The sequence below is a fragment of the Promicromonospora sp. NPDC057138 genome (assembly GCF_042670845.1).
In the GTDB taxonomy this organism is placed as follows: Bacteria; Actinomycetota; Actinomycetes; order Actinomycetales; family Cellulomonadaceae; genus Promicromonospora.
The window spans coordinates 23,997-50,391 of record NZ_JBHUUX010000027.1; the positions used below are offsets into that span (position 1 = coordinate 23,997).

The 26,395-nt window shown below is 70.8% G+C and carries 25 protein-coding genes and 3 tRNA genes; 12 read left to right on the plus strand and 16 right to left on the minus strand.

Annotation, left to right across the window (positions count from 1 at the left end):
* The first annotated feature begins 190 nt into the window (after positions 1-190).
* From ACFT2C_RS15820 to ACFT2C_RS15850, 7 genes are all read left to right on the plus strand, one after another.
* Entirely contained in the window at positions 191-1,102 is a 912-nt protein-coding gene (locus ACFT2C_RS15820) for a LysR family transcriptional regulator (RefSeq protein WP_377208020.1), read from the plus strand.
* 433 nt (positions 1,103-1,535) lie between these two features.
* Positions 1,536-1,676 (plus strand): hypothetical protein, encoded by a 141-nt coding sequence (locus ACFT2C_RS15825; protein WP_377208021.1) that lies wholly within the window; start codon positions 1,536-1,538, stop codon positions 1,674-1,676.
* A gap of 42 nt (positions 1,677-1,718) precedes the next feature.
* Positions 1,719-2,435, plus strand: coding sequence for a C40 family peptidase (locus tag ACFT2C_RS15830; RefSeq protein ID WP_377208022.1), 717 nt, complete (start codon positions 1,719-1,721; stop codon positions 2,433-2,435).
* A 389-nt stretch (positions 2,436-2,824) separates the two neighbouring features.
* Positions 2,825-4,591, plus strand: coding sequence for an arginine--tRNA ligase (gene argS, locus ACFT2C_RS15835; protein ID WP_377208023.1), 1,767 nt, complete (start codon positions 2,825-2,827; stop codon positions 4,589-4,591).
* A gap of 87 nt (positions 4,592-4,678) precedes the next feature.
* A complete protein-coding gene (locus tag ACFT2C_RS15840; protein WP_377208024.1) occupies positions 4,679-5,566 on the plus strand; it encodes a hypothetical protein in 888 nt (295 codons plus the stop codon).
* Positions 5,567-5,711: 145 nt separating this feature from the next.
* Complete coding sequence (locus ACFT2C_RS15845) at positions 5,712-5,936, plus strand: hypothetical protein (protein ID WP_377208062.1); 225 nt, start codon at positions 5,712-5,714, stop codon at positions 5,934-5,936.
* Positions 5,937-6,049: 113 nt separating this feature from the next.
* The gene (locus tag ACFT2C_RS15850; RefSeq protein WP_377208025.1) at positions 6,050-8,416 is read left to right on the plus strand and encodes a xyloglucanase; all 2,367 of its coding nucleotides are present in this window, start codon (positions 6,050-6,052) and stop codon (positions 8,414-8,416) included.
* A gap of 121 nt (positions 8,417-8,537) precedes the next feature.
* On the opposite strand, the gene lpdA is transcribed toward ACFT2C_RS15850, so the two are convergent.
* Together lpdA and rnhA are read right to left on the minus strand one after the other, a co-directional pair.
* Positions 8,538-9,941, minus strand: coding sequence for a dihydrolipoyl dehydrogenase (gene lpdA, locus ACFT2C_RS15855; RefSeq protein ID WP_377208026.1), 1,404 nt, complete (start codon positions 9,939-9,941; stop codon positions 8,538-8,540).
* A 112-nt stretch (positions 9,942-10,053) separates the two neighbouring features.
* Entirely contained in the window at positions 10,054-10,473 is a 420-nt protein-coding gene (gene rnhA, locus ACFT2C_RS15860) for a ribonuclease HI (protein ID WP_377208063.1), read from the minus strand.
* Positions 10,474-10,665: 192 nt separating this feature from the next.
* Between rnhA and ACFT2C_RS15865 the strand changes: the two genes are divergently transcribed.
* Positions 10,666-11,523, plus strand: coding sequence for an LLM class flavin-dependent oxidoreductase (locus ACFT2C_RS15865; protein ID WP_377208027.1), 858 nt, complete (start codon positions 10,666-10,668; stop codon positions 11,521-11,523).
* A gap of 46 nt (positions 11,524-11,569) precedes the next feature.
* On the opposite strand, the gene leuD is transcribed toward ACFT2C_RS15865, so the two are convergent.
* Positions 11,570-12,205: a 3-isopropylmalate dehydratase small subunit gene (gene leuD / locus ACFT2C_RS15870; protein ID WP_377208028.1), complete on the minus strand. Its 636-nt coding sequence runs from the start codon at positions 12,203-12,205 to the stop codon at positions 11,570-11,572.
* 14 nt (positions 12,206-12,219) lie between these two features.
* Positions 12,220-13,776: a 3-isopropylmalate dehydratase large subunit gene (gene leuC, locus ACFT2C_RS15875; RefSeq protein WP_377208029.1), complete on the minus strand. Its 1,557-nt coding sequence runs from the start codon at positions 13,774-13,776 to the stop codon at positions 12,220-12,222.
* A gap of 77 nt (positions 13,777-13,853) precedes the next feature.
* Between leuC and ACFT2C_RS15880 the strand changes: the two genes are divergently transcribed.
* The 3 genes from ACFT2C_RS15880 to ACFT2C_RS15890 all read left to right on the plus strand — a co-directional run bounded on the left by ACFT2C_RS15880 (position 13,854) and on the right by ACFT2C_RS15890 (position 16,055).
* Entirely contained in the window at positions 13,854-14,573 is a 720-nt protein-coding gene (locus ACFT2C_RS15880) for an IclR family transcriptional regulator (RefSeq protein WP_026365378.1), read from the plus strand.
* 171 nt (positions 14,574-14,744) lie between these two features.
* The gene (locus tag ACFT2C_RS15885; RefSeq protein WP_377208030.1) at positions 14,745-14,915 is read left to right on the plus strand and encodes a hypothetical protein; all 171 of its coding nucleotides are present in this window, start codon (positions 14,745-14,747) and stop codon (positions 14,913-14,915) included.
* 111 nt (positions 14,916-15,026) lie between these two features.
* Complete coding sequence (locus ACFT2C_RS15890) at positions 15,027-16,055, plus strand: PH domain-containing protein (RefSeq protein WP_377208031.1); 1,029 nt, start codon at positions 15,027-15,029, stop codon at positions 16,053-16,055.
* A gap of 63 nt (positions 16,056-16,118) precedes the next feature.
* Here ACFT2C_RS15890 and ACFT2C_RS15895 read toward each other — a convergent pair.
* The 11 genes from ACFT2C_RS15895 to ACFT2C_RS15945 form a co-directional block, all read right to left on the minus strand.
* Positions 16,119-16,191, minus strand: a tRNA-Glu gene (locus ACFT2C_RS15895).
* A gap of 37 nt (positions 16,192-16,228) precedes the next feature.
* A tRNA-Glu gene (locus ACFT2C_RS15900) sits at positions 16,229-16,301 on the minus strand.
* Between the two features lie 89 nt (positions 16,302-16,390).
* Positions 16,391-16,462 (minus strand) — tRNA-Gln (locus ACFT2C_RS15905).
* A gap of 138 nt (positions 16,463-16,600) precedes the next feature.
* Positions 16,601-17,380, minus strand: coding sequence for an HAD family hydrolase (locus ACFT2C_RS15910; RefSeq protein ID WP_377208032.1), 780 nt, complete (start codon positions 17,378-17,380; stop codon positions 16,601-16,603).
* Positions 17,377-18,543 (minus strand): CPBP family intramembrane glutamic endopeptidase, encoded by a 1,167-nt coding sequence (locus ACFT2C_RS15915; protein WP_377208033.1) that lies wholly within the window; start codon positions 18,541-18,543, stop codon positions 17,377-17,379. The genes ACFT2C_RS15910 and ACFT2C_RS15915 overlap by 4 nt, the downstream gene beginning before the upstream one ends.
* Before the next feature lie 20 nt (positions 18,544-18,563).
* Complete coding sequence (gene gltX, locus ACFT2C_RS15920; protein ID WP_377208034.1) at positions 18,564-20,033, minus strand: glutamate--tRNA ligase; 1,470 nt, start codon at positions 20,031-20,033, stop codon at positions 18,564-18,566.
* A gap of 39 nt (positions 20,034-20,072) precedes the next feature.
* Positions 20,073-20,717 (minus strand): hypothetical protein, encoded by a 645-nt coding sequence (locus tag ACFT2C_RS15925; protein ID WP_377208035.1) that lies wholly within the window; start codon positions 20,715-20,717, stop codon positions 20,073-20,075.
* A 49-nt stretch (positions 20,718-20,766) separates the two neighbouring features.
* A complete protein-coding gene (locus ACFT2C_RS15930) occupies positions 20,767-21,591 on the minus strand; it encodes a GNAT family N-acetyltransferase (RefSeq protein WP_377208036.1) in 825 nt (274 codons plus the stop codon).
* Positions 21,592-21,598: 7 nt separating this feature from the next.
* Positions 21,599-22,186, minus strand: a complete 588-nt coding sequence (locus ACFT2C_RS15935; RefSeq protein ID WP_377208037.1) for an NUDIX hydrolase — start codon at positions 22,184-22,186, stop codon at positions 21,599-21,601.
* 2 nt (positions 22,187-22,188) lie between these two features.
* Positions 22,189-22,968: a fumarylacetoacetate hydrolase family protein gene (locus ACFT2C_RS15940; protein WP_377208038.1), complete on the minus strand. Its 780-nt coding sequence runs from the start codon at positions 22,966-22,968 to the stop codon at positions 22,189-22,191.
* Positions 22,969-23,000: 32 nt separating this feature from the next.
* Positions 23,001-24,011 carry a class I SAM-dependent methyltransferase gene (locus tag ACFT2C_RS15945; RefSeq protein ID WP_377208039.1) on the minus strand — a complete coding sequence of 337 codons (1,011 nt, stop codon included), beginning with the start codon at positions 24,009-24,011 and terminating at the stop codon, positions 23,001-23,003.
* Positions 24,012-24,164: 153 nt separating this feature from the next.
* Between ACFT2C_RS15945 and ACFT2C_RS15950 the strand changes: the two genes are divergently transcribed.
* Entirely contained in the window at positions 24,165-25,493 is a 1,329-nt protein-coding gene (locus ACFT2C_RS15950; RefSeq protein WP_377208040.1) for a heparan-alpha-glucosaminide N-acetyltransferase domain-containing protein, read from the plus strand.
* On the opposite strand, the gene ACFT2C_RS15955 is transcribed toward ACFT2C_RS15950, so the two are convergent.
* Positions 25,478-26,353: a PhzF family phenazine biosynthesis protein gene (locus ACFT2C_RS15955; protein ID WP_377208041.1), complete on the minus strand. Its 876-nt coding sequence runs from the start codon at positions 26,351-26,353 to the stop codon at positions 25,478-25,480. The genes ACFT2C_RS15950 and ACFT2C_RS15955 overlap by 16 nt on opposite strands.
* Positions 26,354-26,395 lie beyond the last annotated feature (42 nt).

Sequence of the window (26,395 nt, forward strand, 5' to 3'; positions counted from 1 at the left end):
GCACAATCACGAGAATCTGGACACCAGTGAAGCGTTGCTTCATGCTTGTGAGGCCGTGCGCCCTGCTCATGGAGAGGCCCGACGGGCGATTCCCCAGTCTGAGCACCCAAATCCCGCCTGAAGCAAAACTGCACGGAAGTCACCAGACGGTGAAGTTGCCGCATCAAACTTTTCGCACGTAGGAGTGCCCATGTTGGACGTTCGACGCCTCGCGCTGCTCGCGGCCGTGGTGGACACGGGTTCGATGACCGCCGCTGCGGAGCAGCTCGGCTACACCCCATCCGCGGTCTCGCAGCAGCTGCGCCGGCTCGAGGTGGAGGCCGGTCAACCCCTGCTGCACCGGCAGGCCAGGGGCGTGCGCCCCACCGAAGCCGGAGCCGTGCTCGCCGGCCACGCCCGCCACATCCTGCGTCGGCTCAGCGCTGCCGAGGCCGACCTCGCCGAGCTCGCCGGACTGCGCCGCGGCACGGTCGCGGTCGGCGTGTTCCCGACCGTCGCCAGCGCCCTGCTCCCCCAGGTCGTCAGCCGGTTCCGGCGCCAGTACCCCGACCTCCGCCTGGACGTGCGCAGCACCCGGTTCGACGAGCTCGTCGAGCTGCTGGAGAACGGCACGGTCGGCATCGCGCTCCTGTGGGACTACGCGTGGAACCGCGTCAACGTGGACGACATCTCCCTGACCCCGCTGCTGGACGATCCGACCGTTCTGATCGTCGCCGCCGACCATCGCCTCGCCCGCAAGCGGTTCACCACCATGTCCGAGCTCGCCGACGAGGACTGGATCGTCCGTGCCCACGATCATCCGGTGGCCGAGGTGCTCGGACGCAGCTGCCGCGCGGCCGGGTTCACTCCGAAGATCGCGTTCGAGGCGAACGACTACCAGGAGGCGCAGGCCATGGTCAGCGTCGGACTCGGAGTCGCGCTCGCGCCGAGGACCGCGGTGCGGAACCCGAACCCGGACGTCCGCGTCCTCGCCCTTGGCACCGACGTGCCCGCTCGACGCGTCCTGCTGGCGCACCGCCAGGACCGGCTTCGCGCACCCGCCGAGCTCGCCATGCACCAGCTCCTGGTCGACGTCGCCCGCGAGTACCAGACGAAGGCCTGAGCTCCGTCCGGCCGGATGAGCTGGCACGCAACCAACGCTATCCGTGCGCGGCCTCACCAAGCCGGACGGGAGTCCGGGCTGTACCGTCGGGATCGCAGTCGAACACACGATCGACTCACAGGGGGAAACACGTGTCGCAGACCGACGCGAGGGCCGCCAGTCAAGCGGAAGCGACGTCGAGCTCCGAAGCCTTGCGCGAGCGCATGATCGCTGAGCTCAACGAGTCTGGGGTTGGGCACTGCAGCTTGTGCCTGACCATGTCCTGGCCTTCCCGCGGTGAGTCGCACCGGGGCGGCAGCGGGTGATCGGGGCCAGCGTCGCCGACTTCAAGCGGGACGTCTGGGGGAAGCAGCACCCCTGGGTTCGCGTTACTCACCGATTCGTGTACGTGGTGCCTGTTGGGCCGGGCGGGACGGCCCCGTACGGATGCGGCATGTGGTGGGTCCACGAGGACGGAAGCGTCCAGATCGCGGCTCAGGCCAAGGTCAACAAGACGCCCGAGACGCTGCCGCAACAGGTCGTCCAGGCGCTCGCCTATCGGGCCGCGCAAGATGAGGGGCTGACGCCGATCTAGCGAGACGCCATGCAGGACAGCCAATGGAAGGGGAATCTTCCAATGCGCACCACATGCAAGCTCGCCGGGCTCGCCCTGGCGCTCGGTCTCGCCGTCCCGGTCGGAGTCTCGACCGCACCCGCTGCTGAGGCAGCTACGATCCCTACGTACACGCACACGTCGAGCAACATCGGCGACTTCAACAGCGTCACCAAGTACCTGCCCTATTACCACATCCGCGTCCGCGTGTCGGGCAAGATCCGCGGCAAAGCTGCCCTCTATCTCGACGGCAAGCTCCAGCGCGTTCGCCAGTTGCGGGACGGCGTGATCGTCTTCCACGTGAAGCGCAGCGAGCTGCGGGACAACCACACGACCACGGTCACGGTCACGGTCTTCCCCAGGCAGGATGCCCGACAGGACCGCGTTATCCGCAGGCACGTGCGGGACACCACTGCCGGTCAGCGTGCACTGGAGCTGGCCAAGCGGCAGGTCGGGGACGCGTACTCGCAGGGGGCCACGGGGCCCTCGTCGTTCGACTGCTCCGGCCTGGTCCAGTACGCATACCAGCACGCCACGGGCAAGCGGCTGCCGCACGGATCGCGCGCGATCCTCAAGGCTGGGAAGCGCGTGTCGAAGCCCGAGCTCGGCGACATCCTCTACACGCCTGGCCACGTCTCGATCTATGCCGGGCATGGTCGCGTGGTTGAGGCCGCGAATCCGAGGTCGGACGTCATCTACCGGGCGATCTGGCAGCGCAACCCCGTCTTCATCCGTCTATAGCAGACGCCCGCCAGACCCCGGAGCCCCTCACCGAACGAACCGCCGGTCTCGAAGCCCAAGTCGAAGGCAGTGCCGACCAGACCCGCTTCACCATCTATCGCCACCACGACGGCATCTGGGCACCGGTCGGGATGGCGTCCCTGCTCATCGACGACCGCTATCGCACTGGCGAATTCTTATCTACTTCGGCTCCTGGCTCGGCCAACCCGCCGACACGAAGTCATCATGGACGCCATCCCGTTGGAGCACCCCGGACCACGAGTGGTCGAGGCCGCCGTCCTCGGCATCCAGCGGTCATAGGCCGTCAGCACCCGCTCGTTCCTAGACTGGCCACCACCTCGCCCGCTCAGGGCCGGGCCCACACACAACCCCGATGGAAAGGTTCACGCGTGTCCGACGTCGTGGCGATCAAGGACCAGGTGGAGGCGGCCGTGCAAGCCGCCCTGTCCAAGGTGCTCCCGGCCGAGCTGGCCGGCACCGGCCCGGTGGTCCGACGATCCGACCGCGCCGACTTCCAGGCCAACGGCACGCTCGCCGTGGCCAAGAAGGCCGCACGCTCCCCGCGCGATATCGGGGCCGACGTCGCTGGGCGCCTGGCCGGACTCACCGCCGAGGTCTCGGGTCCGGGATTCCTGAACATCACCGTGCCCGACGACCTGGTGTGGTCGGCCGTCGCCGCGCGGCTCGCCGACGCCCGGCTCGGCCTGACCACACCCCGCACCGGTGAGCGGGTGGTGGTCGACTACTCGGCGCCGAACGTGGCCAAGGAGATGCACGTCGGCCACCTGCGCTCGTCCGTGATCGGCGACGCGCTCGTGCGCGTCCTCACGCATCTGGGCGCGGACGTGACCCGGCAGAACCACATCGGGGACTGGGGCACCCAGTTCGGCATGCTCATCCAGTACCTCGACGAGCATCCGCGGGTGTCGTGGAAGGGCCGAGGCGCCGAGACGATGTCTGCTCTGGATGGCCTGTACAAGGCTGCCCGGGCCGAGTTCGAGGCCGATCCGGCGTTCGCGAACCGCTCCCGTGCCCGCGTCGTGGCCCTGCAGGCCGGCGATGCGGCGACCCTGGGCGTGTGGCGGGACCTGGTCGCCGAGTCGGAGAAGGCGTTCGAGGTCATCTACGACCGGCTCGGGGTCCTGCTGGACGGCGGTGACTTCGACGGCGAGTCCCGCTACAACGACGCCCTGCCCGACGTCGTCGATGAACTACTCCGCACCGGTATCGCCACCGAGTCCGACGGGGCCGTGGTCACCTTCACCGACGGCGTCACCGGCCCCGAAGGCGAGCCCGTGCCGTTGATCGTGCGCAAGAAGGACGGCGGTTTCGGGTACGCGGCCACCGACCTGGCCACGATCCGGCTGCGGGTGGACCACTACAAGGCCGACCGCATCCTCTATGTCGTCGACGCCCGCCAAGCCCTCCATTTCCGCATGGTCTTCGACACCGCTCGCCGCGCCGGCTGGCTGCCCGAGGCCGTCCAGACCCAGCACGTCCCGTTCGGCACCGTGCTGGGCACCGACGGGCGCCCGTTCAAGACCCGCTCCGGCAAGACCGTGCGGCTGGCCGACCTGCTCGACGACGCCGAGGCCGCCATCCGCACCGTCCTGGAGGCCAAGGAGCACGACTTCGCCGACGCCGAGCTCGACGCCGTCGTGCACGCCGCCGGGATTGCCGCGATCAAGTACGCCGACCTGTCGAACACGCGCACCAAGGACTACGTGTTCGACGTGGACCAGATGGTCGCCACGACCGGCAACACCGGCGTCTACCTGCAGTACGCGCACGCACGCGTCCGCTCCATCCTCCGCAAGGCGGACGCCGCAGCGGTACAGGGTCCGATGACCGCGGCCGGTGTCATTCCGGTGGACGTCACGCTCCCGGCGCACCCCACCGAGAAGGCCCTCGCGCTCATCCTCGACGCCTTCGACGCCACCCTGCGCGACGTCGCTCTCGCCCTCGAACCGCACCGGCTGTGCGGGTACCTCTACGACGTGGCAACCGCGTTCACCAGGTTCTACGACGCCTGCCCCGTCCTGAAGGCGGACGACGACGCCGTGCGCGCCAACCGGCTCGCTCTGTGCGACCTCACCGGTCAGACCCTCGCCACCGGCCTGGACCTCCTCGGCATCCAGGCACCCGAGAGGATGTGACGTGTCGGTCGTCAGAGCCGCTCTGAGCGGCAGGCTATCGGCCCCTCCCGCCCGACGGGCCGGATCGCGGAATGCTAGTTTCGAAAGGTGGCTGACGACGCGCCGCACGGCCCGCGAATTGCTCGTCCGGCGCGGTGGGCGCTGGGGCGGGTCGAGCGTTCTGGCGGGTTCATCACCCGGATGACCTGGCATCTCGTCGACGGGTCGTCGGTCCGGTGGGCTTCGCGAGCCGTGCGCCGCCGGGGCCGGGTCGAGGTCCGGGACGCGAGCGGCGCCCTGACCCGGGTCGTCGGGGCGGAGCCCACGACCGCGGCCCGTCTGGCCAGGATCAACGTGGTCGCGGGCGTGGCCTTCATGATCGGCGGAGCGATGTTCGCCCTGGGCCCGTTGCTGGCCGAGTTCGGCGTCGGCAGCGTCCGCGGCGTCGACACGGTCTACCTCGTGGGCGGGCTGTTCTTCAGCGCGGGCGGCTACGCCTCGGTGGTGCAGGCGTCGAACGTGCCCACCGACATCGACGAGCGCGGCACCCTGAGCGCCACGGCGTGGACGTGGTGGTCCTGGCTGCCGCGGCAGATCGGCTGGCTCAGCGTGGCCGTGCTGTTCGCGGGGACCCTGTTCTTCGGCGTCAGCCTGGTCGCCGCGTTCGCGTCCGACCTGACGGCGCGGCAGTCCAACGGGTGGATCTGGCTGCCGGACATGCTGGGCTGCATCTGCTTTCTCGTCTCGGGGCACCTCGCCCTGGTGGAGGTCTGCCACGGCCGCATCGGGGTGCGGCCGCACGAGCTGGGCTGGTGGGTGGTGGCCGTCAACCAGGTGGGCTCGGTGTTCTTCTTCCTGGCCGGGCTCGCGGCATTCACACGGCCCGCCACCTCGACCGTGGTCGACCTGGGCCTGGTCAACTGGGGCACGTTCGTCGGGGCGGTCTGCTTCGTCGCGGGCGGGGCGCTGCAGCTCGGCGAGCGTCCGGACCGGTGACGTAGGTGTCCACTACACCTTGGCACGCGAAGACAGGTTGATCATGTGGCTTGGACGCACTGGATCGTCCCGGCTGGGCCTGACCACACCCCGCACCGGTGAGCGGGTAGTGGTCGACTACTCGGCGCCGAACGTCGCCAAGGAGATGCACGTCAGCTACCTCCGCTCGTCCGTCATCTGCGACGCCCTCGTGCGCGTCCTGGGGCACCTGGGCGCGGACGTGACCCGGCAGAACACATCGGAGACTGGGGCACCCAGTTCGGCATGCTCATCCAGTGGGCCGCCGCACCTTCTGACGCCTCGGCAAGGAGCCAGGAGTCGAAGCGTTTCGCCTGGCAACAGGTCCAGTTTTACGTCACGCAAGGGTTGACACCGTCTCACTTCGCCGCTTCGATGGTCGAAGCGCTTCGACGCTTCTGGGAGCGCGAGACCACAGTGCGCGTCGAAGGGCATCTCGATGAAGAGACCACCAAGGAGAGCATCATGAAACGACGCACTTTCCTCGCGTCGATCGGCGCGGCCGCGGTCGCGGTCGGCCTCCCGCAAACGCCGGCACAGGCCAAGGCCCACGCGCCCGGCGCGTGCGTCTACAGCTGGAAGAACGCCGTCGTCAACGGTGGCGGCTTCGTGCCCGGCATCGTCTTCAACGAGACCGAGCCGAACCTCGTCTACGCCCGCACCGACATCGGCGGCTGCTACCGCTGGCAGGAGGACTCCCGGACCTGGAAGCCGCTCCTGGACTGGGTCGGCCGCGACAACTGGGGCTACGCCGGGGTCGTCTCCATGGCCACCGACCCGGTCGAGACCAACCGCGTCTACGCCGCCGTCGGCACCTACACCGTCGACTGGGACCCCAACAACGGCGCCGTGCTCTACTCCGACGACAAGGGCGACACGTGGGGCGTCGCCGAGCTCCCGTTCAAGCAGGGCGGCAACATGCCCGGCCGCGGCATGGGCGAGCGCCTCGTCGTCAACCCGGCCGACAACGCCGAGCTGTACCTCGGCACCCCGAACGGCAACGGGCTGTGGCGCTCACGCGACCACGGCCGCACCTGGGCGCGTGTCGAGGAGTTCCCGAACCCTGGCAACTTCGTCGTCGATCCAGCCAACCCGTACACCGCCGACAACCAGGGCGTGATCTGGATCGACTTCGACCAGATCGGCGGCAGGATCTACGTCGGTGTGGCCGACCCGGACGACCCGCTGTACGTCTCCGAGGACGACGGAGCGACCTGGCAGCCGGTGCCCGGTGCCGCGGAGGCGCTCGGCGTGGTCGACGGCAACCGCACCATCCCCAAGCAGTCCGCCGTGGACAACACCAACGGCTATCTGTACGTCATCACCAGCTATGACCCCGGCCCTTACAACGGTGCGCCCGGCTCGGGCAACGGCGGCCAGATCTGGCGCCTGGCCACCCAGACCGGCGAATGGGCCGACGTCACCCCCGGGTACAACCCGAGAGGCGGGATCCCGGGGTTCGGCGGGGTCACCGTCGACCGCAGGAACCCCGGCACTCTCATGGCCTCCACGTGCAACAACTGGGCGCCCGACGAGATCCTCTACCGCTCCACCGACTCGGGACAGACCTGGTCGCTCAGCTGGGACTACGCCGAAGGCCAGGACCGCACCGACCGGTTCGTCATGGACAGCTCGGGATCCCCGTGGCTGTCCTGGAACCGCGAGGACCAGGGCCCGCAGTACGCGGTCAAGCACGGGTGGATGATCGAGGCCTTGGCGATCGACCCCCACAACTCCGACCGCATCATGTGGGGCACCGGCGCCACCATCTGGGGCACCGAGGAACTGACCCGGTGGGACGAGCAAGGCGAGCTCGTCGGCGACAACGGAGCCGGTCAGCGCGTCGCCCTGCCGATCGAGAAGTTCACGGTCGGCGTGCGCGCCGAAGGCGTGGAGGAGACAGCGGTCCTCGACCTCGCGGCAGTCGGCGGCACGCTCGTCTCCGCCGTCGGCGACGTCGGCGGGTTCGTCCACACCGACCTCGGCCGGGCCGAGCCGATGATCGACACCGACTGGTCCACGGGCACCAGCGTCGACTTCGCCCAGTCCGACCCGAGCATCATCGTCGGCACCGGCAGGGTGCACGGCAACGAGAAGGGCCACGTCGGCGTCTCCACCGACCGCGGCAGGACCTGGCGGAACGCGTCCCGCGTCGAGGGCGTCCCCGGCGACGGCCACGCCGGCACCGTCGCGATCACCGCCGACGCGTCCGCGATCGTCTGGTCGCCGAGCGAGACCGAGGTCACTCCGGTGTACAGCACCGACCTGGGCGAGACGTGGCACCCGGTACAAGGGCTCCCGGCAGGAGCGAAGATCCGGTCCGACCGCGTCAAGGCGTCGGTCCTGTACTCATTCTCGGGCGGCACGTTCTACCGGAGCACCGACGGGGGCGCGACGTTCACCGACACCGGGGCGACTGGCCTGCCGACCGCGGGCGTCGAGGACTTCCGCGCCGTCCCCGGCCACAAGAACCACGTCTGGCTCGCCGGGCGCGGGGACGAGAAGGAGGGCGTCGCGGGCGGCATGTGGCGCTCCAGGGACGGCGGCGCCACCTGGAAGCGCATCGCCGAGTTCGACACGGCAGAGTCGGTCGGCTTCGGCAAGGCGTCCAAGAAGTCCGGTTACCCGGCGATCTACAGCTCCGCGCGGATCGGCGGCAAGTCCGCGATCTACCGCTCGGCCGACGGCGGGAACCGCTGGATCCGCATCAACGACGACGACCACCAGTGGGCCTACCAGGGCGCCGCCATCACCGGCGACCCGTGGATCTACGGCCGCGTCTACCTCGCCACCAACGGCCGCGGCATCATCTACGGCGACATCGCCGACTGAGGTCACCAGGTCCCCGATAGGTGTCCACGACGCCCCGGACGCGAAGAAGCCCGGACCCGCGGAATTCCGCGGATCCGGGCCTCTGACCAGGTTCGACGGCCGATGACGGCCGAGGGATCAACTAGAAGTTGATCATGTGCCCCGTGATGCCGTGGATCGACTCCTGCAGCGCCTCCGACAGCGTTGGGTGCGTGTGCACGTTCCGCGCCATCTCGTCGGCCGTGAGGTCCCACTTCTGCGCCAGCGTCAGCTCGGGCAGGAGTTCCGAGACGTCCGGGCCGATCATGTGCGCGCCGAGGATCTCGTTGTACTTGGCGTCGGCGACCAGCTTGACGAAGCCGGTCGGGTCGCCCAGGCCGTGCGCCTTGCCGTTGGCCATGAACGGGAACGAGGCGACCTTCACGTCGTAGCCCTCGTCCTTGGCCTGCTGCTCGGTGAGGCCGAACGACGCGACCTGCGGGGAGCAGAACGTCGCGCGCGGCATCATCCGGTAGTCGCCCAGCGTCTGGGTCTCGGCCCCGCCGATGGTCTCGGCGGCGACGACGCCCTGCGCCTCCGCGACGTGCGCCAGCATGAGCTTGGCGGTGACGTCACCGATGGCGTAGATGTGCGGCACGTTGGTGCGCATGTAGTCGTCGATGGCGATGGCGCCGCGGTCGGTGAGCTGCACGCCCGTGTTCTCGAGCCCGAACCCGCTGACGTTGGGGGCGAAGCCGACGGCCATGAGGACCTTGTCCACCACGAGCTCGCCCGGCTTGTCGTCCTTGACGCCCTTGTAGGAGACGGTGACGGAACTCCCGTCGTCCTTCACGGTCTGGACGGCCGTCGAGGTCAGCACCTTGATGCCGATCTTCTTGTACTGCTTGGCGATCTCCTTGGAGACGTCAGCGTCCTCGTTAGGCAGCGCACGGTCGAGGAACTCGATGACCGTGACGTCCACGCCGTAGTTCTTCAGGACGTAGGCGAACTCCACACCGATGGCGCCAGCGCCGACGATGGCGATCGACCTGGGCAGCTCGCGCGTGAGGATCTGCTCCTCGTAGGTGACGACGTTCGAGGACAGCTCGACGCCGGGCAGCAGGCGCACCTCGGAGCCGGTGGCGATGATCGCGTTGTCGAAGGTCACGGTCTCGGTGCCGCCCTTGTTGAGGGCCACCTCGATGGTGTTCGCGTCGCGGAACGTGCCGCGGCCGTCGAGCTCCGTGATCTTGTTCTTCTTCATCAGGAAGTGCACGCCCTTGACGCGACCGTCCGCGACTGTGCGCGAACGGTCCCAGGCCTTCCCGAAGTCGAATGTGACGTCCCCGGCCATGCCGAAGAAGTCCTTCTGGTGAGTGAAGATGTGTGCCAGCTCGGCGTTGCGGAGCAAGGCCTTCGAGGGGATGCAGCCCACGTTGAGGCAGACACCACCCCAGTACTTTTCCTCGATCACCGCAACGGACTTGCCGAGCTGGGCAGCGCGGATGGCGGCGACGTAGCCGCCGGGGCCCGCACCGAGGAGTACGACGTCGTAGTGGGAAGCCATGGGTCAAGGGTATTAGTGCGCGCGAATCGTGGTGACGTGACATCGGTCTCGTTATCGCTACGACCCTCGACACGACCTCGACCAGGGTCGCGGGACGGCCCTCGCGGGGCCGTCAGCGCACGCTGTCGACGCCCTTGTTGGCCAGCGCGTCCGCCGCCTCGTTGCCCGGGTCGCCCGCGTGGCCCTTGACCCAGACCCAGCGCACCGTGTGCTTGGCGACCTCGGCGTCGAGCTCCTGCCACAGGTCGACGTTCTTCACCGGCTGCTTGCTCGCGGTCTTCCACCCGTTGCGCTTCCAGCCCACGATCCAGGTCTTCATACCGTTCATCACGTACGACGAGTCGACGTGGATAGTGACGTCGCTCGGCTGCTTGAGCGCCCGCAGCGCCTCGACCACGGCCGTGAGCTCCATGCGGTTGTTCGTGGTGACCTTCTCCCCGCCGAACAGCTCCTTGCTGTGCTCTCCCGCCTTCAGGAGCGCACCCCAGCCGCCGAGGCCCGGGTTGCCCTTGCAGGCGCCATCGGTCCACATCTCCACCACGGGCTTCTGTGTCACGCGGTAACCCTAATGGCGCGGGAGGTCAGTGCCGGGATCCGGCACACGGGTACGGCGTCCGACGACGGCGGCCGGGCCGACGCCGCCCGAGTGTCAGTGTCCCGGCGTAGCGTGACGGAGGTCGGTCATGGACGTGGGCCGACCGCCGGACGCAACGGGAGGGGAACGATGAAGTTCGGGTTCATCGGCAGTTTCGGAACGCCCGCACAGCAGGTGGCTCTCGCGCGGGAATGCGAGGAGCACGGCTGGGACGGCTATTTCACGTGGGACGCGATCAGCATGGGCGACTGGCCCTCGGCCACCTGGGATCCGTTCGGCCTGCTCAGCGCGGTAGCGACCGTCACCGAGCGGATCACGCTCGGCGCCATGGTCTTCGCGGGACCGCGTCACCGGCCGTGGGAGCTCGCCCAGCGTGCGCTGACCGTCGATCACCTGTCGGGCGGCCGGCTCGTGCTACCCATGGGAGTGGGCGTGACGATCGACCAGGCGTTCACGTCGGTACCCGGCCAGCCCACCGGCCTGCGCGAACGGGCCGAGCTCCTCGACGACGTGCTCACCTTCCTCGCCGAGTCCTGGAAGGGCGAGCCGTTCGAGTTCCAGGGCACGCACCTGAGCACCGGGGAGTTCCGCTTCCCCGAGCCGCCGGTGAACGGGCACATCCCGGTGTGGCCCGTCGGGGTGTGGGACGCCCACAACCCGCCGGCCAAGAACCTCCGGCGCGCGTTGCGCTGGGACGGCGTCGTGCCGCAGCTGCGGGGCACCGAGGACGAGCCGCTCCCGAACGCCGTCGCGGGCCTCACCGAGTGGCTGGCGACGCATCGCGACAACGTCGAGCGGGTCTCCGACGGTCCGTTCGACGTCGTCGCGCAGGGCAAGCTCTCGCCCGACCCCGCCGTGGCGGCCGACCAGGCACGGGCCATGGCCGACGCCGGGGCCACGTGGTGGATCGACTCGTGGTGGGACCCGGCGACGGTGACCCCGGAGCTTCTTCTGGAGAAGGTGCGCCAGGGACCACCGACGCTGTAGAGCATCGTGGAGACAGGTCTCGACAAGCTCGACCCGCGCGGGCAGGTCAGACCGGGCGGGCCGCCTCGATCTCGACCGACGGCAGGTGCCGGGCCGGCAGCGTCTTCGGACGCCACGACTCCCGGGTCTCCTCGAACGCGGCGATCGCGTCGGCCTGCTGCAGGGTGAGCCCGATGTCGTCGAGCCCTTCCATGAGCCGCCACCGCGTGTAGTCGTCGATCTGGAACGGCACGGTGACGTCGTCGGCCGTCGCGGTCTTCGCCTCGAGGTCGACGGTCACCTCGGTGCCCGGCTTGGTCTCGAGGATCTTCCACAGGATCTCGATGTCCTCGGGCGAGACGATGCCGGTGACGAGGCCCTGCTTGCCCGAGTTGCCGCGGAAGATGTCGGCGAACCGGGAGGACAGCACGACCCGGAAGCCGTAGTCCTTGAGCGCCCAGACGGCGTGCTCGCGCGAGGAGCCGGTGCCGAAGTCGGGCCCGGCCACGAGCACGGACCCCTTCGAGTACGCCTCCTGGTTCAGCACGAACGACGGGTCGCCCCGCCACGCCGCGAACAGCGCGTCCTCGAACCCGGTGCGCGTGACCCGCTTGAGGTACACGGCGGGGATGATCTGGTCGGTGTCGACGTTGCTGCGCCGCAGCGGGACGCCGACACCGGTGTGGGTGTGGATCTTCTCCATGGTCTGTGCTCCTCTCAGCGCAGCGCGGGCTGGCCGGCAGCGGACCCGCTCGGAGCGGACCCGATCGCTACGGGAATGGGCAGGTCGACGACGGACTCGCCCAGCGGGGATGCGCCCACGCCGTCGAGCGGCGTGCCGTCGAACGTGGTGATGTCGATCTCGTAGGGCAGGTCCAGATCGCCCACGCTCGACAGCGTGCCCCGGATCGCCGTCGCCGCGGCGACCAGCGGCGAGACCAGGTGGGTGCGCCCACCCTTGCCCTGCCGCCCCTCGAAGTTGCGGTTCGACGTCGACGCCGAACGCTCCCCCGGCGCGAGCTGGTCCGGGTTCATGCCCAGACACATGGAGCAGCCGGCGTTGCGCCACTCGGCGCCGAACTCCTTGAAGATCACGTCGAGGCCCTCGGCCTCCGCCTGCAGCCGCACGCGGGCCGAGGACGGCACCACGAGCACCCGCACGGAGTCGGCCTTGTGGCGGCCCTTGATCACCTTCGCGACGGACCGCAGGTCCTCGATGCGCCCGTTGGTGCAGGAACCGATGAAGACGGTGTCCACGCCGATGTCGCGCAGCGGCGTGCCTCCGGTCAGGCCCATGTACTCCAGGGCCTTCGCCGCGGTCTCGCGCTCGCCCTCGTCGGCGATCTCCGCCGGGACCGGCACGGACGCCGACAGCGGCAGGCCCTGCCCCGGGTTGGTGCCCCAGGTGACGAACGGCTCCAGGTCGGCCGCCTCCAGCACCACCTCGGCGTCGAACTCGGCGTCGTCGTCGGTGCGCAGCGTCTTCCAGTACTCGACCGCGGCGTCCCAGTCCTCGCCCTGGGGCGCGTGCGGGCGACCCTCGAGGTACTCGAACGTGGTCTCGTCCGGCGCGATCATGCCCGCGCGGGCGCCGGCCTCGATCGACATGTTGCAGATGGTCATGCGAGCTTCCATGGACAGCGCCCGGATGGCCTCGCCGCGGTACTCGAGCACGTAGCCCTGCCCGCCGCCGGTGCCGATCTTGGCGATGATCGCCAGGATGATGTCCTTCGACGTCGTGCCCGCGGGCAGCGTCCCGTTCACCGTGATCGCCATCGTCTTGAACGGCGCCAGCGGGAGCGTCTGGGTGGCGAGCACGTGCTCCACCTCCGACGTGCCGATGCCGAACGCGAGCGCGCCGAACGCGCCGTGCGTGGAGGTGTGCGAGTCGCCGCACACGACGGTCAGGCCGGGCATGGTGAGCCCGAGCTGCGGTCCCACCTGGTGGACGATGCCCTGGTCCGCGTCGCCGAGGCTGTGCAGCCGGACGCCGAACTCCTTGGCGTTGGCGCGCAGCGTCTCGATCTGTGTGCGGCTCGTCACATCGGCGATCGGCCGATCGATGTCGAGCGTCGGGGTGTTGTGGTCCTCGGTGGCGATGGTGAGGTCGGGGCGCCGCACCTGCCGTCCGGCAAGACGCAGCCCTTCGAACGCCTGCGGGCTCGTGACCTCGTGCACCAGGTGCAGGTCGATGTAGAGAAGATCAGGCGAGCCACCCTCGCCTCGGCGCACCAGATGCGCTTCCCAGACCTTCTCTGCCAGCGTGCCGGCCATTGCGGTTCGCCTCCTCGTCAGAAACAACTTTGGACCTCGACTTGCAATCTCACGTTCCGAGACGGCAATATCGCGGTATGGACGATACTAGCGGAGTCGGCGTCTTGGACAAGGCGGCGTCCGTCCTCGGGGCACTCGAGGCGGGCCCGGCCACCCTGGCGCAGCTCGTCTCCTCGACCGGTCTGGCCCGCCCGACGGCGCACCGGCTGGCCGTAGCACTCGAGCACCACCGCCTCGTGGCCCGCGACATGCAGGGCCGTTTTGTGCTGGGTCCGCGCCTCAACGAGCTGGCCACGGCCGCCGGTGAGGACCGCCTGCTGGCGGCCGCGAACCCTGTGCTCATCGCGCTGCGCGACCACACGGGCGAGAGCGCGCAGCTCTACCGCCGGCAGGGTGACCACCGCGTGTGCGTCGCCGCCGCCGAGCGCCCGGTCGGCCTGCGCGACTCCATCCCCGTGGGTGCGACGCTCAGCATGAGCGCCGGCTCCGCGGCCCACGTCCTTCTCGCCTGGGAGGAGCCGGACCGGCTGCACCGCGGGCTGCGTGACGCGACCTTCACGGCCACCATCCTCTCCGGCGTCCGACGCCGTGGGTGGGCCCAGTCCGTCTCAGAACGTGAGCTGGGCGTGGCCTCCGTGTCGGCGCCAGTGCGCGGCCCGTCGGGCCGGGTCGTGGCCGCCGTCAGCGTGTCCGGGCCGGTAGAGCGTCTCTCCCGGCAGCCCGGCCGACTGCACTCCGCCGCCGTCGTCGCCGCGGCGAACAAGCTCACCGAGGTGCTGCACCGGTCCGGCGAATAACGCTGCCGCGTGCGCATGGCGTGTGCGGCTGGTGAGCGGTCCGTGAGAGTTGCCCCGCCACGCCGGTCCAGGTGATTCCCCAGGTCCGCGTGGGGTCAGTACTCTCTTCCGAGACGTGTGCACATTAGGGGCGCACGCACCCATGTCGTGAGGAATCAGATGCCGCCAAGGGTGAGACTCATCATCATCTGGGTCGTCGTGATCTTCTTGTTGTACTCGGTCATCAACGATCCTGAACGCTCCGCCGACGTCGTGCTCGCGCTCTGGGATGTCATCTGGGGAGCCATCTCGAACATCGGCACGTTCTTCGAGGAGCTCTTCACCGGGTCGATCGGCCGCTGACGACGTAGGGTCGGCGGCAAGACTCGACCACATCGGACCCCACCTCCGAACCGAGCCAGGGGAGTCCGTCGGTTCGAGCGACCGCATCCGACCGTTTCCGGGGAGACCCGCATGAGCGCCACAGCGGACTTTGCCGTCCCCAACCGCGCCCTGCAGCGGTACGTCCTGGCGAACGAGAAGATCGTCATCGCCACCCACCGGCACTGGGGCATGCTCTGGGAGCCGATCCTCACGACGGCGGGCGCGTTCGTGCTCGCCCTGGCCCTCCTCGTCGCCGTCGACCCGAACGTCCGCGACGACCTCGGCTGGGTCTGGCTGCCGTTCGTCGTCCTGGGCGCCCGGCTGTTCTACAAGTGGCTGGAGTGGCGGGCCAGATGGTTCGTCGTGACCGACCGCCGACTGCTCCTCCTGGACGGCTTCCTGGTGCACCGGGTGGCGATGATGCCCTCGGAGAAGGTGACCGACCTCGGGTACGAGCGGACGCCGATGGGCCAGCTGCTCGGCTACGGCACCTTCATCTTCGAGACCGCCGGGCAGGACCAGGCCCTCGACCGCGTCACCTGGATCCCCCGGCCCGACTCCCGGTACCGCCTGATCATCGCGTCGCTCTTCCATCCGGACGCCGCCGACGCCGAGGCCGCCGCGCAGGCCAACCCGGACATCCGGCCGCAGGCCGCGCCGTCGTCGGACGCGCCCGCCGCTACCCCGCCGCCCGCACTCATGCCGCGGATCGGACGGCGCAGCAACCCGCGGACGCAGCGCATCGAGCTGCCGATCGTCCGGAGCCCGGCGGCCTCGGACAGCGCGGCCGAGGACAGCACCGGCCAGGACGCCACGGTCCCGGGCAGCGAGGAGCGCCCGGGGGTCACCTGGGCGGCGACGGGCGCCGGGCCGACGGCGGACGGCGCGGGGTCAGGGTCGGCCTCCGGGTCTGGGCCTGGGTCGACGCCGGCGGCCGGGCCGACGCCGGCGGCCGGCGGCGCGGCGGAGCAGGCCCGGGCCAACCTGGCGGCGAGGCTCGCCCGCGCACGGGACGCGGCCGGCGAGCATGTGCCCGGCGGGCCGACCGCCGACCGGGACGCCTCCGAGGTGCGACCCGAGCCGTTCATCGAGGGCGGCAAGGACCCGAAGATGCGCTGACGCCGCAAGACCGCCCCCGAGACGGCGAAAGGCCCGGTCCTGATGGACCGGGCCTTCCTGCTGTACCCCCAGTGGGATTTGAACCCGCGCTACCGCCGTGAGAGGGCGGCGTCCTAGGCCGCTAGACGATGGGGGCCTGAACGGATCCGTCGGCCGAAGCCGAAGGACCTGCGTACCCCCAGCGGGATTTGAACCCGCGTTACCGCCGTGAGAGGGCGGCGTCCTAGGCCGCTAGACGATGGGGGCCTGAACTACCGGTTACGGACCGGTTGCCGGTGAGACCTTAGCGCACCAGCCGAGGTTACACATTGGCCGTGCGTGCGCTGCGCTCTGCGCTGGGGTACCAGGACTCGAACCTAGACTAAGTGAACCAGAATCACTCGTGCTGCCAATTACACCATACCCCATGGGGGTAACAACCTGCCTGGATACACCTGTTTCCTACAGGCTTTCCGTGGAGGCCTTACCGCTGGAGAACACTACCTGACCTCGGACGGTGGGCAAAACGGAATGAGGGTGCCGTCCGTCACGCGTGTCGTCCAGGCCTACCGCGGGCCGTAGCCGAGGGCCGCCGGGAGGTCCGCCAGCGTCTCGATCACGACGACGCCCGCCGCCCGCAGGGCGGCCGGATCTTGCAGGTCACCCTGCCCGCCGTCCGGCAGCGGAGGGCCCGTGTAGCCCGGGCCGCGCCGATGGCCCGCCCGGTCCAGCCAGACGCCGGTCAGGCCCGCCTCGTGGGCCGCCAGCGCGTCCACGGTGGGCTCGTCGCCCACGTACGCAGTCCGGGCCGGGGCCGTGCCGAGCAGCCGCGCGCCTTCGAGGAACACCCGCTTGTCAGGCTTGCCGAAGCCCAGCGTGTCGACCCCGACGAGCACGGGCAGGCCGGGCAGCCCGGCCAGCTTGAGCTTGCGCTCCTGCAGGTCCGTGGCGGCGTTCGTCACCACGCCGACGCGGATCCCCGCGGCGACGACGGTGTCGACGGCCGCGCGCGCGTCCGGGTGCGCCGCCCACGACTTCTCGAACGTGCCCCAGAACAGCGCGTCCCAGGCCTCGAAGGACTCCTCCGTGACCGGGGCGGCGCCGAACGTCTGGTGCAGCAGCTCCGCCCGGAGCCGCCGCTGCGTCACGTGGTCCATCTCGCCGCTCGTGTAGCGGCGGTAGTAGCCGCCCGGGTCGGTGCGCCAGTGCGAGACCAGCTCCGGCTCGCGCTCGGGCGGGACGTTCGGCAGGTACTCCGCACGGACGGCCGCGAGCGCCTTCGCGAAGGCGCCCTTGGTGTCGACGAGGGTGTCGTCGACGTCGAAGAGGATGCCGTCGATCGTCATGCCGTGTCTCCCTCGGGCCGGCCGAGCGCGACCGGGCCGGGTGCGACCGGGCCGAGCGCGACCGGGCCTGGTGCGACCGGGCCGGGTGCGACGGCGGCGGCCACCGCCGGGACGGGCGTCACCGGTTCGGGCACGACCACGGCGGGCTTGCGGCGTCGGGCCCACCAGAGCAGGACCGCCGCGGTGACGAGCGTGACGCTGATGCTGACCACACCCTCGATGGGCGCCACCTCGGTGATCAGGAGCGAGTCCTCCAGGCCGTCGTAGGCGATGGCGAGGCCGAACGCGAAGAGGTTGTTCGCGGCGTGCAGCCCGACGGCGAGCTCCAGCCCGCCCGTCCGCCAGACGAGCAGGCTCGCGACCAGGCCGAAGATGAGCCGGTCGGCGAAGAGCCAGGGGCTCTGCGCGCCGTGCGCGAACGCGAACAGGAGCGCGGACACGACGGCGGGCACGACGAGGGCGAGCCACCGCCAGCGCAGCAGGCTGCCTATCCACTGCGACAGCCAGCCGCGGAAGAAGTACTCCTCGCCGGCGGCCTGGAGCGGCGTGGTCAGCAGGATCACGAGGCTGAGCGCTACCCAGCCGGAGGCCGGGGTGAGCGGCCACCAGCCGGAGTCGTCGGCGCCCGGGTCGGCGGGCAGCTCGGGCGCCAGCCCGAGCTGCGTCACCAGGAGGTCACTGCCCAGGGACAGCGGCACCAGGAGCAGCAGCGACACCCCGAGCGCGCCCAGCAGCAGACGCCAGCGCACGCGGCCCAGGACCGACGACACCAGGCCCGCGCGCCCGGCCTGCGCCCAGGTCGCCACGAGCGCGAGCGGGATCCCGAGAGCGAGGCCGAGGTTGGTCACGAGCATCCCGGCCGGCGAGACGAACCAGGAGTCGGGGACCGTCGTCGGGTCCGGGAGCTGCGCGCCCATCGCCTGCGCGATCGTGTAGCCGAGGGCGTACAGCAGCAGCGCCCCGGCCAGCACGACCACGGACGCCGTGATCGCGACCAGCCCGAGGATCGGCCGCCACCACCGGTGCCGTGGGCCGCGGAGGGCTTGCGGGTACTCGCGCGGTGCGGGGGTCGTCACCGGCTGGGGCGTCACCGGCTGGGGCGAGAGCGCAGTGGGCGACGGTGGAGTGGGCGGCGCGGCGTCAGGATTCAAGGCGTCGGTCACGCCCGCCACGTTAGACCAGATCACTCGGCCCCCGCGGACACCTCCGCGTCGGTCCGGGCGGCGCTCTCGGCGAGGCTGGCGAGCGCCGCTTCGATGCGCGCGAGCGTGCGCTCCCGGCCGAGCACCTCGAGCGACTCGAACAGGGGCAGGCCGATCCGGCGTCCGGTCACGGCGACCCGGACCGGGGCCTGCGCCTTGCCCAGCTTCATGCCGTGCGCCTCGCCCACGCTCGTGACGGTGTCCTTGAGCACCTCGGCCTCCCAGGTTGCCTCGGCGAGCGCGGCGCGGACGTCGGCGAGCAGCTCGGCAGCGCCGGCCTTCATCGCCTTGTTCCAGGAGTCCTCGTCGATGGCCGGGGCGTCGAGGAACAGGAAGTCGACGTTGTTCGTGATCTCGGACAGCAGGGCGACGCGGGAGTGGGCCAGCGGCGCGACGGCGTCGAACACCTTGGCGTCGAACTGCTCCTCGGTCCACGGGGCGTGCGGGGCGTGCAGCCAGGGGCCGCAGGCCTCGGTGAACTCGGGCACGCTCAGGGCGCGGATGTACTCGCCGTTGAAGGCGGTGAGCTTCTTGACGTCGAAGAACGCCGGGGAGGAGTTCACGTCCTCGATCCGGAAGCGGCTCACCATCTCGTCGAACGGCAGGATCTCCTCGTCGTTGCCCGGCGCCCAGCCGAGCAGCATGAGGTAGTTCACCATCGCGGCGGGGAGGTAGCCCTCCTCGAAGAACGACTCCAGCGAGACCTTGTCGCGCCGCTTCGATAGCTTCTGCCGCTTCTCGTTGACCAGCACGGGCAGGTGAGCCCACACGGGCGGTGTCCCGCCGAGCGCCTCCCACAGCAGCTGCTGCTTCGGGGTGTTCGGCAGGTGCTCCTCGCCGCGGATGACGTGCGTGATGCGCTCGTCCATGTCGTCCACGACATTGGCCAGCAGGAACACCGGCGTGCCGTTGCCGCGCGCGATGACGAAGTCTTCAAGGGTCTTGTTCGGGAACGTCGGGTTGCCGCGGATCAGGTCGACGACGTGCGTCTCCCCCTCGTCCGGGGTGCGGAACCGCAGCGCCCGGCCCTCGGCGTACTCGAGACCGCGGTCCCGGCAGAAGCCGTCGTAGCCGGTCTGCTGGTTACCGGTGCGCGCCATGACGGCGTCGCGGGTGCAGTCGCAGTAGTACGCGACGCCCGCCTGGAACAGGCGCATCGCGGCCTGCTGGTGAAGCTCGAGGTTCTTGGACTGGAAGTACGGGCCTTCGAAGGCCGGGTCCTCCGTGCTGATCCCCAGCGACTCCATCGCGGCCAGGATCCCGTCCACCCACTCAGGCTGGTTGCGGGAGGCGTCGGTGTCCTCGATGCGCAGCACGAACGTGCCGCCCTGCTGCTTCGCCACTGCCCAGTTGAACAGCGTGGATCGCGCGCTACCCACGTGGAACATGCCAGTCGGGGACGGCGCGAAGCGGACACGGATCGGAGAGCTGCCAGGAGCGGGGAACGTCACGGGGACAAGCCTAGGCCCATCGCCCACACCAGGCCGCGGTCATCGGTTCTCGCGTGCCCGAACCCGGTCCAGCGCCTCCTGGATCGCGATCTCCCGGCGGACGTCAAGGTCCTCGTCCGTCTCGCTGGGCTCCTCGTCGACGCCGCGGGAGCTGCTGTCACCGGTCTCCGACCGTCCGACGAACCATGGGACGACGCCCACGACCAGCCACCCCGGGACAGTTGCCAGCAGGAGGACACCGAGCAGTACCAGCGCCGTCGGCCAGGGCGTCTCCCCTGACGTGCCGAGCCAGACGACGAGCACCAGGTCGACCACGACGAGCACCCCACCCTGGGCGAGGGCCACGGAGCGCACTTCGTGCCGCCCCAGGGCACGGCCGATCTGATCGCCCACCACCGCCACCACATAGACGAGCAAGGCGAGGACGACGCCAAAGAAGATCGCCCCGACCAGAGCACCGATCGGCCAGAGGTCCACGTCCTCGCCCGCGGCGTCCGCACCCAAAGCGGACCACAGCCCAATGACGGTCAGCGCCACGGAGTAGAGAACCATCCCGATCGCGGCGGCGATCAGGTAGCGGATCCGCATCTCGGCGGCGGGTGCACCGCGGCCCTGATGCCGAGCGTCACCGGTGTCAGGACCGGGAACCGTCGGATCGTCTGCATGCGGTCGGATCGTCTCCATGAGTCCATGGTGCGCGCCGGGCGTTCTACCAGCCACGAATGTCGGCCGCTCAGGACCCCGACCGGCCGCCCGCCAGGCGCTTCACATACCTACGCGTCGGCACGGGGACGAGCCCTTCGGCGGTCTCCGCCTGGTAGTCGAGCGGGCCGCCGTCCGACCAGCCCTGGCGCTCGTAGAACCGCCGCGCGCGGGCGTTGCCCGCCACGACGGCGAGCCAGGCCTCGCGGTGTCCCGCCGCGGCGATCCGCTCCTCGCCCGCCGACAGCAGGTCGGCTGCGACGCCCGAGCCACGCTGGTCCGCGGCGACGAAGAGCTGCTCGACCTCGTCGCCCTCGACCGTGACGAACCCGACGATGCCCAGCCCGGGCACTCCCCCGGCCGCCGGCCCGCCCGAACCGTTGGCGTGCCCCGCACCGTCCGGCACCACGTCCGCCACCGCGACCGTCGTGCCCGGCACTCGGGCCGCCGCGCGCGGCCCGAACGCCTCCCGCGTCCGGACGGCTTCCAGCTCTGGCGGCACGAGCCCACGGTGCCCGTCGCCCCATGCGGCGTGCCAGACGGCGGCGAACGCCGGGGCGTCCGCCTGTTCGGCGGGCCGGAGCTCGACATGCCGTAGGCGGAGCGGCTCGACCAGGAAGCGGTCCTCGTCCTGGAGCACTACGGGGTCGGTACGCCAGCCCGGCCCGGCGTACGCCGCGAGCGCGTCGGCGTCGCGCCACCAGCTCACGTACGTGAGGATGTCCGGTCCGACGACGATCGCGTCCGCGAGGAACCCGTCGAAAGACGCGAACTGGGTGGTGCCCGCCTCGATGAAGGTTCGGAACTCGTCGAGCAGGCCGGGCCGGACCCGGGCGGTGGACCGCCTGATGATCATCGGCCGATCATGCTCCACCGACCCGCGACCGGGCCAGCGCGACCAGCTCCACTAGGTCGGGGGCGGGCAGCGCGTCGACTGGCCACCAGCGCACGTCCAGCGACTCGTCCGAGACGACGGGTTCGGCGCCCGGGCCCGCCACGGCGACGAACCGCACGTCCAGGTGGTGCACAGGGCGGGCCGGGTCACCCGTGCCCGGTCGGCAGAACGGCACCTCGTGCTCGTCGAGGTGCACCGGCACCGGGTCGACCGACAGCGCCGCGAGCCCCGACTCCTCGCGCGCCTCCCGCCCGGCGGCGTCGGCCAGCGTGCGGTCCGCCGCCTCCAGGTGGCCACCGAGCTGGAACCAGCGCCGCGCCTTGGCGTGCAGGGTCAGCAGCACGCGTCCGCCGTCGTGCGAGAGCACGAGGGTCGACGCCGTGAGGTGGTCGGGCACGGAGTCGCGGAAGACGCCGGATCCCGTGCCGGCCGAAGGCTCGTGCCCGTCGAGGTGCCGGACGTACCGCGCCCGGAGCCGTTCCTGCTCCGGCGTCGGCCCGGTCCACGCGCGCAGGACCCGCGACGCGTCGTGATGCAGCAGCGCAGCGCCCGGCATCCTCAGCGGCGCAGCACGGGGTTGGCCAGGACGCCCAGGCCCTCGACCTCGCACTCGACCCGGTCGCCGTGGTCGATCTTGCCGACGCCCGCGGGCGTCCCGGTGAGGATCACGTCGCCGGGCAGCAGCGTCATGGCCTCGGAGATGTACGACACGAGGAACGGCACGTCGAACACCATGTCCCGGGTCCGGCCGTCCTGCCGCAGCTCGCCGTTGACGCGCGAGCGCACCCCGACGTCCTCCGGGTTGAGGTCCGTGTCGATCCAGGGGCCCAGCGGGCAGGAGGTGTCGAAGCCCTTGGCGCGCGCCCACTGGCCGTCGGTCCGCTGGGCGTCGCGGGCGGTGACGTCGTTCGCCACGGTGTAGCCCAGGATGTACGACCCCACCTTCTCCGGGGTCACGTCCTTGCACACCTTCGAGATGACGACGGCGAGCTCGGCCTCGTAGGAGACCTCCTGCGTGAAGTCCGGCAGCACGATCGGGTCGTCCGGGCCGACCACTGACGTGTTCGGCTTGAAGAACAGCAGCGGGCTGGCCGGGACCTCGCCGCCCATCTCCTTGGCGTGGTCGACGTAGTTCTTGCCGACGGCCACCACCTTGGAGCGCGGGATCACGGGGGCGAGCAGCCGGACGCCGTCGCCCAGCTCGATGCGTTCGCCGGTCGGCATGGCCGGCATGTACAGGGGGTCGCCGCCCAGCACGGCGAGGAAGGTCTTGTTGCCCTCCTGCTGCACGAGGGCGAATCGGGGGTCGTCTCCGGTGGTGAATCTAGCGATACGCACGGGCCCAATCTACGTGCCCGACGGCGGGACGCTCACGCCCGGGCCAGGACCTCGCCGTTCAGGACCGCGAACCAGCCGTCCGGGGCCTCGGCCCACTCGCGCCAGCCCTGGGCGAGCTGCTCGAGGGCCACGTCGTCCGCGAGCGCCGAGTCCTTGGCCTGCACCGCGAAGTTGGACTGGGTGCAGCGCTCGGCCCAGAGGCCGCCCCACCAGGTGCGGTCGTCGGGGGTGGCGTAGCACCAGACGCTCGCGCCGGGTTCGATCGTGGCGGGGTCGAAGCCGGCGTCGCGCACCCAGGAGGCGAGGCGGCGTCCGGCGTCGGGCTCGAAGCCGTAGGTGTGGGTGACCTCGTGGTAGAGCATGTTCCACTCGGTGAGCTCCGCGGACTCCGGGTACCAGGCCATGGCCTCGTAGTCGGCGTCGCGCACGGCGACGAACCCGCCGGGCTTGGCGACGCGCTTCATCTCGCGCAGGGCCGCGACCGGGTCGGAGAGGTGCTGCAGGAGCTGGTGCGCGAAGACGACGTCGAACGAGCCGTCCTCGAACGGCAGCTCGTACGCGTTGGCGTGCTCGAAGCTGATGTTCTTGGTGCCGTGCGCGTCGGCGAGGCCGCGGGCGGACTCCAGGACGTCGTCGGAGGCGTCGACGCCGACGACGCTGCCCTGTGTCAGCCGCTCCGCCAGGTCGACGGTGACGGTCCCGGGCCCGCAGCCGACGTCGAGCAGCGTCATGTCGGAGAGCAGGTGCGGCAGCAGGAATGCGGCGGAGTTGGCCGCCGTCCGACGGCGGTGCGAGCGCAGCACGGACTCGTGGTGCCCGTGCGTGTACGACTCGGACTCCTTGGTGAGGTCCTTCACCGCGCCGGGGTTGTTCTGGTCGTGGCCGCTCAGGCGCGACAGGCTGCTGGGGGCGTCGACCGCGTCGATGGGGTCGGTGCCCGCGGGCTTGGCCCGGTCGCGGGCCGTGCCGTTGGGGCCGCCCGACGGGTTGGTGCGGGCTGTGTCAGTGCGGGCCATGTCGTGCTCGCTGGCGCTGCCGGTCATGGGCGCACTGTATGTGCGACGCGCAGTGCCGCACATCTGCGTTCTCATCCCTCGGGACGGCTTGTCCGGCCGCTCGCCCTGCAGTCGGCCCAGCAGGCTGCCCGACGGCGTGGCCAGCGCGCGTCGGCGTCGGCGACACGGAAGGATGCCCGCATGCCCACGCTTGCCCAGCCGTCCGGCCGCCCCGCCGCGGTCGCCCGCGGAGCGTCCCGCGAAACCGTCGACGGAACACTCGCCCGGATCGGCCGCAACCTGCTCGGCGGCCCCGGCCGCGTGGTCGGCGCCGACCTCGCCCGGGGCATCGCGGTGCTCGGCATGTTCACGGCGCACGTGGGCGTCACCAGCGCGGACATCGGCACGCTGGAGGGCTGGCTGAACCTGGCGCACGGGCGCTCGTCGATCCTGTTCGCGACGGTCGCCGGGCTGTCCCTGGCGCTGGTCTCCGGCGGTTCCACGCCGTTCACGGGCGAGGCGATGCGCACCGCGCGGTCCCGGATCCTGGTCCGGGCCGTGCTGCTGCTGGCCCTGGTCGCGGTGCTGGACCTGTTCGGGACGCGCGTGCTCCTCATCCTGGGCTTCTATGCCGCGTACTTCGTGCTCGCCCTGCCATTCCTGCGGATGCCGCCCGCCCGGCTCGCGGCGTTCGCGTTGGTCATCGCGGTGGTCGGCCCGTTCCTCGTGTACTACGGGCCGGAGGCGCTCGCCCGGGCCGGACTCCGCGCGCCGCACGACGGCTCCGGCGCCGCCACCGACTTCCTGCTCACGGGCCACTACCCGGCCCTGGTCTGGATGGCGTACGTGCTCGCCGGGCTGGCGGTGGGCCGCTGCGACCTGCGGTCGCCGACGCTGCACCTCACCCTGGTCGCCGGCGGGTTCGGGCTGGCCACGGTGAGCTCGCTCGCCTCGGCGACCCTGGTGGCCGACGCCGGAGGCCTGGTCGCCATCGACGGTCAGCTCGCCATGACGTCGTCCGAGAGCGTCGTGCCGCCGCCCGTCTGGGGCGATCCGTGGCCTCCGCTGGCGGGCCTGTACCTCGAGGGCCCGCACGACGACACGATGTTCGAGGCCCTGGGTTCCGGCGGGTTCGCGCTCGGGGTGCTGGGGCTGTGTCTGCTTGTCGGTGCTGTGCTGGGCGGCGGCGCTGGCGCGGGTACCGCCGGCGTGGGCGGTGGCATGGGCGCCGCGGGCGCGGCCGCGTGGCTCGGGCGGGTCGTGCGGTCGGCCGTGCTGGTCGTGGTGACGCCGCTGGCCGCCGTCGGCGCCCTGGCGCTGACCGTCTACTCCGTGCAGATCGCCGCCATCTGGTGGTGGACCCGCACCTACTGGGACCTGCTCGATCCCCCGGACAACGAGCCGCTCGGGTGGATGGTCCTCATCAGCCTGGCCGCTGCGACGCTGTGGCGGGCGTTCCTGGGCCGCGGCCCGCTGGAGCGGCTGTTCGCGCTGGTCGCCCGGAAGGCCTTTCCTCAGAACCCCACCTGACCGACGATCGTCGAGACGGTGTCGCCGCCGACCCACACCCCGCCGTCCGGCAGCTTCTCGACGTGCACGCGGCCCTCGCGGCCCAGCGCCGTCCCCTGCGACGCGACGTAGGCCGACGGCAGCACGTCGCCGGCGAGCCACTGCCCCAGGCCGGCGTTGAGGCTGCCGGTCACCGGGTCCTCCCCCGCGCCGAGCGAGGGCACGAACGCGCGCACCTCGACGGCGGGCTCGCCGGCCGCGTACTCGCCCACCACGCCGATGCCGTACTCGCCGACGACGCCGAGCCTCAGGTCCCCCATCACCGCGAAGTCGGGCTCGAGCGCGAGCACGGCGTCGGCGTCCTGCAGCTGGACCGCCACCCAGCCGGGGCCGTTGTCGACCCAGGCCGAACGGACGACGTCGGACACGTCGATGCGCAGCGACCGGGCGATCTGGGCGACGTCGGCGTCGTCGACCGCGCCCGAGCGGATCAGGGGCGGGGCCGCGAACGCCAGGCGGTACCCGTCGCCGACGGCGTCGCGCCGCAGCCGCACGAGGCCCACGCCGCACTCCTGGACCACGCCCTCCCCGGCGGGCTCGCCGCCGGCCTCCAGCCAGGCGTGCGCGGTGCCGAGTGTCGGATGCCCGGCGAACGGCAGCTCGCCGCCCGGGGTCCAGATCCGCACGCGGTAGTCGGCGCCGCCATCCCGCCCCTCGTCGGTCGGGGTGAGCAGGAACGTGGTCTCGGACAGGTTGGTCCACCGGGCGAAGGCGGCCATCTGGTCGTCGGTGAGGCCGTCGGCGTCGTGCACGACGGCGACGGGGTTGCCGCCCGTCGGGGCCGGGGAGAACACATTGACCTGCCGAAACGAAAGACTCATGCGCCCCACGCTACCCATCGTTGAGTGCGGGCTATTTGTTGT